The 8,811-nt window shown below is 40.6% G+C and carries 4 protein-coding genes; all 4 read left to right on the top strand.

Going from position 1 to position 8,811, the window contains the following annotated elements; all coding sequences use genetic code 11:
* Positions 1 to 358, top strand: a 358-nt coding sequence (locus AC1DQW_RS24995) for a helix-turn-helix transcriptional regulator (RefSeq protein ID WP_477456541.1), incomplete at its 5' end; no start/stop codon positions are given.
* A gap of 504 nt (positions 359 to 862) precedes the next feature.
* On the top strand, positions 863 to 3,877 hold the full coding sequence (locus AC1DQW_RS24990) for a SusC/RagA family TonB-linked outer membrane protein (RefSeq protein WP_477456540.1): 3,015 nt from the start codon (positions 863 to 865) through the stop codon (positions 3,875 to 3,877).
* Positions 3,878 to 3,888: 11 nt separating this feature from the next.
* Positions 3,889 to 5,427 (top strand): RagB/SusD family nutrient uptake outer membrane protein, encoded by a 1,539-nt coding sequence (locus tag AC1DQW_RS24985; RefSeq protein WP_477456539.1) that lies wholly within the window; start codon positions 3,889 to 3,891, stop codon positions 5,425 to 5,427.
* Positions 5,428 to 5,500: 73 nt separating this feature from the next.
* Positions 5,501 to 8,806 (top strand): VCBS repeat-containing protein, encoded by a 3,306-nt coding sequence (locus AC1DQW_RS24980; protein ID WP_477456538.1) that lies wholly within the window; start codon positions 5,501 to 5,503, stop codon positions 8,804 to 8,806.
* The last annotated feature ends 5 nt before the right edge of the window (positions 8,807 to 8,811 follow it).

The raw sequence follows: 8,811 nt of genomic DNA, 5'->3' as shown, positions 1-8,811 counted from the left end.
GTACGATACTATTCATACCCTCATAAGTGGTATTGATATTAAAAAAGAAAGAGAGAACCTTTATTATAGTTTTGACCACATCTTTGTTAAGATCTTCCCGAATTTTATTGCTGTTTTTAACACCCTGTTTGATGAAAAAGATCAAACCTGGCCGCAGGAGGATGAAGTGTTAAATACCGATCTGCGCATATTTGCCTTAATTAGAATGGGTATTACAGATAATGATACAATTGCCAAAATACTGGAGTATTCTGTAAATACTATTTATGTTTATAAAATGCGGATAAAGGCAAAATCTTTACATCCCGAGCAGTTTGAACAACGTATCATGAATATTAAAGCATTTGATTTTAATTGAATTTTGAACTGCTTTTTTTATTCCTGAGGGCTCTAAAAGTAAGAGTTTTGAATTGCTTTTAGGTTAAAAAAGTACTATAAAATGTAAAAAAATACTTATATTTTTTTGATATTAAAAAAATATAAGTATTTGATTTTCATTTACTTGTGTTTTAAAAACTCAATAAATTTTTATATAATTGTTAAAAGAAACCTTTAAACGGCCTTATTGCACTTATTAGGTGTTTTTCTACCTCTATTATATCTAAATTGCATTGGATTTTAAGGTGTGATATTATAAACCATACATTCAACTACCTGTTACTTTAAAATTATTTCCTGTTAAACTTCTTTATTCCGGTATTAATTGGGAGTGTTTACTGTAACTATTTTATGCCTATGTTTTTTGATCATTTCAATCAAAAATATAAACAGATGAAGGGCGTGTGGAGTGTTTGGTACCTATAGTATTTAGCTTTAAAACTAAACCAGTTAATAAAACCAATTCAACTAAATCTCAGTAATTATGCAATTTAAACACCTACTCAACGTATGTTTCTTTGCTGTTATTTTTCTTTTTTCGGGGACCGTTATGGCCCAAAATAAGATCATTACAGGTAAAGTAACCGACAAAAAGGATGGATCCCCATTAATAGGGGTTACAGTTAAAACATCAGTAACCGCACCGGGAGGTACGATAACCAATACCGAAGGCGAATATCGTATTTCGGTTCCCGGAAACACTCCCTCTTTATCATTCACCTATCTTGGTTACATAAGCCAAACGGTTAATATTGATAATCGCACAATTGTTAACGTTGCGATTGAAGTATCAAGTAAAGCTTTAAATGAAGTAGTTGTAATAGGCTACGGTACCCAGCGTGTACGTGACGCTACCGGTTCTGTAGCTTCAATTGGTACTAAAGATTTCAATAAAGGTGTTATTGCAACTCCCGAGCAGTTATTGCAAGGTAGAATAGCCGGGGTGCAGGTAACACCGGCGAGTGGTGAGCCCGGTGCAGGTGCAACCATTAACATCCGGGGTGCAAGTTCCATACGTTCAAGTAACAATCCATTATATGTTGTTGATGGCGTACCACTTGACAACGGCGGAACTGCCGGGGGCTACGATAGCGGTGCAGGTAGTTCATCGGCCCGTAACCCGCTGGCTTTTATTAACCCTGCTGATATCGAAAATATCAGTATATTAAAAGATGCATCATCTGCGGCTATTTATGGTTCACGTGGTGCAAACGGCGTTATCCTTATTACAACCCGCAAGGGGCGTAAAGGAGCAGGTATACAATTTGGTGCAAGCACCAGTATTGCAAGCGCAGCCAAACGTTATGATCTTCTTAATCGCGAAGATTTTTTGAAAGCTGTAACAGCTGTAGGAGCAGATGCTACAGCTGTTGATTTCAAAGGTAATACTGATTGGCAGGACCAGATACTGAGAACGGCCGTATCTCAAAACTATAATATAGCTTTTGGTGGAGCCAGTAACACAGGTAATTACCGCTTTTCTTCTTCATACGATAATCAGCAGGGTATTGTTAAAAAAACAGGCTTAAAACGTCTTACAGCCCGTTTAAATGCATCTCAGTCTGCATTTAGGGGAAGGATAAAATTTGACCTGCAATCATTATACTCTAACGTAAAAGATCAGTTTGCACCTATCACCAATAATGCCGGCTTTAACGGTAGCTTAATAGGTGCAGCTCTTCAAACTAATCCTACAATTCCGGTGTTTGACGACCAGGGTAGGTATTTTGATATCAATGGCTATGATGACAAGGGATTTCCAAAAAATAATAGCTTCAGAAACCCGGTTTCAATGCTTAATCAAATAGATGACAGGGATAACATCAACCGTTTTCTTAACAATTTAACACTTACCGTCAGGCTTATTGAAGGTTTGTCATATAAAGGGAATATTGGTGTTGATGTATCCAGGGGCTTAAGAAAAACATTTTATGATCCCAGGATAGTAGGCTTTACCGATCAAACCAATATCAGGGATTTTAACGTGCCTTCGGCTACTGGTAATGGTCGTGGCATTCTCCAGCATACCGAGCTTACCAGTATGATCACCGAGCATACATTAAACTACGAAAAGAAATTTTCTGATAACAGCAGTTTAACAGCATTGGCAGGGTATTCATATTCCAATTATAAAAATTACAGTCGTAACGATTTTGGATGGGGTACCCAAACTGCCGGTCAGTTTGTTAAGAACTATAACGATTTTAAAAGTCACCTGGCTTACCCCGTTGGCGATAGCAGCAGCTACAGGTTACAGTCAATGTTTGCACGTATTAACTATACTTACAAAGATAAATATTTCCTGACTGGTACAATCAGGAGAGATGGTTCAACCCGTTTTGGTGACAATCATAAATACGGTAATTTTCCTGCTCTTGCCGCAAAATGGCGTGTCAGCAATGAAAGTTTTGCTCCAAAGGGCATATTTGATGATTTAAGCCTTAGGTTAAACTATGGACAAACCGGTAACCAGGAGTTTCCATCATACGCTTCCCTGGCATTAAGGCAACTTAACTACTATGGTACATCGAGCACTCCATTAAATGCTGCCAATCCCGATCTGAAATGGGAAACCCAAACTGCGTATGGTGCAGGTATTGATTTTAGCATACTTAACAGCCGTTTAACCGGTACCATTGATTACTTCAATAAATCGCAGAAAAACCTACTGTTTCTTCAGGACATAGCCCAACCCGCGGCCAACACCAGATATTGGGTTAATTTGCCTGGTAATGTGCGGAATACCGGTGTGGAGGTAGGCCTTCTTTTCCAGGCTGTGCAAGGCAAAAAGTTCAGCTGGGATATCAATTATAATATGACCTTTGTTAAAAACCGTATTGAAAACTTTGGTAACCGCAACGTAATCACAGGTAACATTGATGGCCAGGGCTTATCAGGCGCTTATGCCCAGTTTTTTGGTAATGGCTACCCGCTGTATGAATTTAATGTGGCTCAATACAACGGTTTAGATGCCAATGGTTTTGGTGTATATCCTAATGGTATTGACTCGGCAACTCCACATGGCAGTCCTCTTCCAACATTCCTGGCAGGTATAAATAATACTTTTACATACGGTAACTGGACCTTGAGCTTTTTCATAAATGCCCAAACCGGCTTTTACATTTACAACAACACCGCCAACGCATTTTTCTATAAAGGCAATTTGGTTAGCGGTCGTAACGTAACCCAGGCGGTTGCCGCAACCAATGAAAATCCGCTGAACTCTGGCGAGGTATCATCACGCTTCCTTGAAAAGGGCGACTTCCTGAGGATGAGCAACGCCTCATTAGGTTACACATTCCGTGTTAAGGGAAATACAATTAAGTCGTTACGTGTAGGATTAACAGGCCAAAACATCTTCCTGATAACCGGGTACAGTGGCCTTGATCCCGAAATCAATACAAACAAGGAAAGAAATGGCGTGCCGTCAAGAGGTATCGATTATACCGCTTACCCAAGCGCGCGCACATTTACAATAAGTTTAAATGCAGGTTTTTAATATAAATTAGTATGAAAAAAATTAAATTGATCACAGTAACTTGCAGTATTATACTTTTAATCACTGCCGGTTGCAAAAAATTAGATGAGACCGTTTACGGCTCAAAATCTATTGACAAGGGAGGAGCTGCCAGTACAACCGATCTTAACGGCGTGTATGCACAACTATTTGGACAGTCTGACCAGGCAAATACATATGCCTTGCAAGAACACTCAACAGATGAGATGATGGGGCCAACCCGTGGTACCGACTGGGGAGATTTTGGCACCTGGCGTAAATTGCACACTCATACCTGGACACCATCGCACAACCAGGTAAATGATACCTGGGATCAGCTTAACATTGGTGTATTCCGTGCAACGCAGGTAATATCAAGGGCAACTACAGACCAGATCAAAGCTGAAGCAAGCTTCCTGCGTGCCTACTTCATGTTCCAGATAGTTGACTTATATGGCCAGGCGCCATTTCGCGATCCAAATGCGCCAAACTCATCTATACCTAAAGTTTATACCCGTTCAGAGGCTACAGATTTCATTATTGCAGATCTTGTGTTTGCCGAATCTAAATTAGGCATATCAGCCAATATAGGTATAGCAAGTAAAGCTGCAGCCGAAGCTCTTTTAGCTAAAGTTTACCTGAACAGGGCAGTTTATACAGCCGCCACCGTGGGTGGGCCTTTTACATTTGTAAAGGCTGATATGGATAAAGTAATTGAATATGCTAACAAGGTAACAGATGCGGGTTATGCTTTGGAGCCGGCAGGTAAATACTTCCAGGATTTTGCCTGGGATAACACCGCACAATCCCACGAAAATATATTTGGTATATACAATACAACTGATAAAGTGCAGGGATCTGCTAAAAACCGCTGGAAGATGGGGTTGCATTATAACCAGACACCTGATGGCTGGAACGGGTTTACCACCCTTGCCGACTTTTACAAATCGTTTGAAGCAACTGATGAGCGGCGCGGTGTTGAGTATCCCGGCCTAACAGATAAAGTTGGTTTAAGAGCAGGTTTTGCCGTAGGACAACAGTTTGGTCCTAAAGGCGTGGCATTGAAGCAACGTGGCGGTAAACCACTTGTTTTTACGCCCGAGGTTAATCTTAACTTTTCAACAGAAGCACAGGGCATAAGAGTATTCAAATATTTCCCTCATCCTAATGATGACGGAACCGTTACAGATAGCGGCGAGGATAATGATTATGTAATACTACGGTACGCCGACGTGCTGCTTGAAAAGGCCGAGGCCCTTATGCGTGGTGGTACCGATCCCAAGGGCCAAACTGCATTATTAATTGTTAATGCTATCCGTGCCCCCCGTGGCGCATCGGCTTTATCATCTGTTGACGCAACAGTGATGCTTGCCGAAAGAGGCCGTGAGCTTTATTACGAAGGATGGAGAAGAAATGACCTGATCCGTTTTGAGAAATTTAATGATCCGGTTGATCAGCGTCCTAACAAATCCGATAAAATAAGAACATTGTATCCTATCCCACAACGTGCTGTGGATACCAACCCTAACCTTAAACAAAACGCAGGTTATTAATATATTGAGATTTATTTGATTGAAGAGAACGTAGCGGGTAATTTTCCGCTACGTTTGTTTTTTATAAGTGCGTATGATGCTTTTTAAACGATCTGCCTTTTTTGTCTTATCTATTGGCGTAATGTTGTGCGCCTGTAATGGCGGCCATAGGCCAACTTTGTTTTCACTACAATCAAATGATGATATAGGTATAAACTTTATAAACCAGTTAAACGACCAGAACCGTACCAACGTATTTACATATCGTAACTACTACAACGGGGGCGGGGTAGCTATTGGCGATGTAAATAATGATGGACTTAACGATGTTTACCTTACCTCGAACATGGGGGGCAACCAGCTTTATATTAACAAAGGCAACTGGAAGTTTGAAAACGTAACTGCTAAAGCAGGGGTAAAGGGTACCAAATACTGGAGTACAGGCGCTACCATGGTTGATATTAACGGCGATGGATGGCTTGATATTTATGTATGCCACAGCGGTAATGCCCGCGGCAAAGAAAAAGGGAACGAATTATTTATAAACCAGCACGATGGTACATTTAAAGAAGAAGCCGGAAAATATGGCCTGGTAGATAATGGTTTATCAACCCAGGCCATATTTTTTGACTATGATAACGATGGCGACCTGGATTGCTTTGTATTAAATAACTCTTTCAGGCCGACAGCTTCATTTGATTTTAATAAGGATTTAAGGTCTGTAGTTGATGCATTGGGTGGTGCGCGCCTTTATCGTAACGATGGCGGGCATTTTACCAACGTAACCAAACAGGCGGGCATATATTCCAGCGACATAGGCTTTGGCTTAGGCGTTTCTGTAGCTGATATCAACCAGGATGGCTACCCGGATATCTATGTTTCCAATGATTTTTTTGAGCGGGATTACTTATACATTAACCAAAAGAACGGCACTTTTAAAGAAGATATCCAAAATGAAACCGGTCACCTTAGCCTGGCTTCCATGGGATCTGATATTGCCGATATCAATAACGACGGGCAGTATGATATTTTTACTACCGAAATGCTGCCCGAAGGTGATAAACGCCTCAAAAAAATAACCTCCTTTGAATCGTACGATGTGATTAAAGCCAAACAGCGGGATGGTTATTATAACCAGTATATGCAAAATTGCCTGCAGGTAAATAATGGCGATGGCACATTTTCTGAAACGGCTTTTTACTCGGGGATAGCGGCTACCGACTGGAGCTGGGGGGCGCTGATGTTTGATATGGATAACGATGGCTGGAAAGATATTTTTGTATCAAACGGGATTTACAAAGACCTTACCGATCAGGATTACATCGAGTTTTTGGGCAACCGCGATAATATGGCCAAAATAGCCGAGGGGCGCAATAAGTTTGATTTTAAAGATTTTACCGATAAAATGCAATCGACCCCGGTATCAAACTATGCCTATTTAAATAACCATAACCTTACATTCACCAACAAATCGGCCGATTTTGGTTTAGATAAACCATCATTCAGCAATGGTTCAACTTATGCCGATCTGGATAATGATGGTGATAATGACCTGGTGGTTAATAACGTAAACTCACCGGTTTATGTTTATAAAAACAATGCCGAAAAAAATGGCAACCACCACATCCAATTAAAATTAAAGGGCAGTGGTTTAAATAGCTTTGGGGTAGGTGTAACCGTTAAGGCTTTTATGAAAGGCAGCGCGCTTATTTATTATAACCAGCCTACCCGTGGTTTTCAAAGCTGTACTTCGCCCAATTTGCTTACCCTTGGTATAGGTAAATATAAACAGGTAGATTCTTTACAGATCGTTTGGCCGGGTGGTAAATACCAGCTTTTACAAAATGTTAAAGGCGATAAAGTTTATACATTTAAACAAACCGATGCAAAACTTAATTACAGTTGGAACAAGCCTGTTGTAAAACCGCAATTTGCTGATGTAACAAAATCTATTTTTGATAGCATCCCAAGGCATAAAGAAGACGATTTTATTGATTTTGATAATGAACGCCTGATGCTGCAGATGTTATCAACCGAAAATCCCTACATGGCTAAGGGTGATGTGAATAATGACGGCTTAACTGATTTTTATTTCGGCAGCTCAAAAAATAGCTTTGCCGCTATCTACATTCAACAAAAAGATGGCAGGTTTAAACAAACCATCCCCGATGACTTAAAGAAACAGGATTACCTTGAAAACGCGGGTGCCGTATTTGGCGATTTTGACGGCGATGGCGACCAGGACCTGATCATTGGTGTTGGCGGTAATGCCGATGAAGCAGAAACTCCAGTTTATAATCCACGGTTTTATGAGAACGATGGTAAAGGTAATTTCCATCGCAACGCAGATAAAACGTTATATGCCGCTGTTAATGCATCTGCCATCGTATCATGCGATTATGATGGCGATGGCCACCCCGATCTGTTCATCGGCGGCAGGAGCGTTCCGGGCCTTTACGGATGTTCGGCAAAATCATATGTTTTTCATAATGATGGCAAGGGGCACTTTACGGATGTATCGGCACAGGTGTTGGGCACAAATACCAGGCTGGGTATGGTTACCGCCGCCCAATGGGCCGATTTAGATAAAGACGGTTATCCCGACCTGGTAGTTGCCGGTAACTGGATGGGCATCAGGATTTTTAAAAATTTTAAAGGGAAATTTACCGAAGACAAACAACTGGCCAATTACAAAGGCTGGTGGAGCAGCCTTGAAATTGCCGATGTTAATGGTGACGGAAATTTAGATATTATTGGCGGCAACATCGGCTTAAATTCCAAGTTCAGGGCGTCGTTTACCGAGCCTATGGAAATTTATGTGAAAGACTTTGATAATAACGGTACAAAGGAATGTGTTACCTCAATGTATAGAAGTGATGATGTAAATTATGTTTTTCATATGAAGCCCGATCTTGTTGGCCAGTTGCCGATATTGAAAAAACGCTTCTTGCAATATATAGATTACGCAGGGAAGCCCTTTAATGAAGTTTTTACAAGCGACATGCTGGCGGGTGCCGAAACACATGAGATGAATTTTTTGGCTTCGGCAGTATTTTTAAATAATGGTAAAAAGTTTACCTGTAAGCTTTTACCGGCCGAGGCACAGCTTTCAATGGTTAACACTATTTTGTGTGATGATATTGATAATACGGGCAATGTTAAAATAATTTTAGGGGGTAACTTTTACGGCTTTAAACCAGAAATTGGCCGGCTTGACGCAAGCCACGGGCTGGTTTATCAATATAGTAAAAATGGGTTTAGCTATTTTCCTTCCTCAAAAACCGGGTTTGATTTAAACGGACAGGTGCGGTCGTCATTAGTCATCAAAAACGCAACGGGCAGCAAGTATTACCTGTTTGGTATTAATGACCAACCGCTTAAAGCATATAAATTACGTTAATATAA

It is taken from the genome of Mucilaginibacter sp. P5_A4, from assembly GCF_056400605.1.
This window is presented reverse-complemented; position numbering and strand designations above follow the sequence as displayed.

Excerpts from the sequence above, each read along its gene's own strand:
- AC1DQW_RS24990 (WP_477456540.1), top strand. The coding sequence starts at position 863 with ATGCAATTTAAACACCTACTCAACGTATGTTTCTTTGCTGTTATTTTT.
- AC1DQW_RS24985 (WP_477456539.1), top strand. The coding sequence starts at position 3,889 with ATGAAAAAAATTAAATTGATCACAGTAACTTGCAGTATTATACTTTTA.
- AC1DQW_RS24980 (WP_477456538.1), top strand. The coding sequence starts at position 5,501 with ATGATGCTTTTTAAACGATCTGCCTTTTTTGTCTTATCTATTGGCGTA.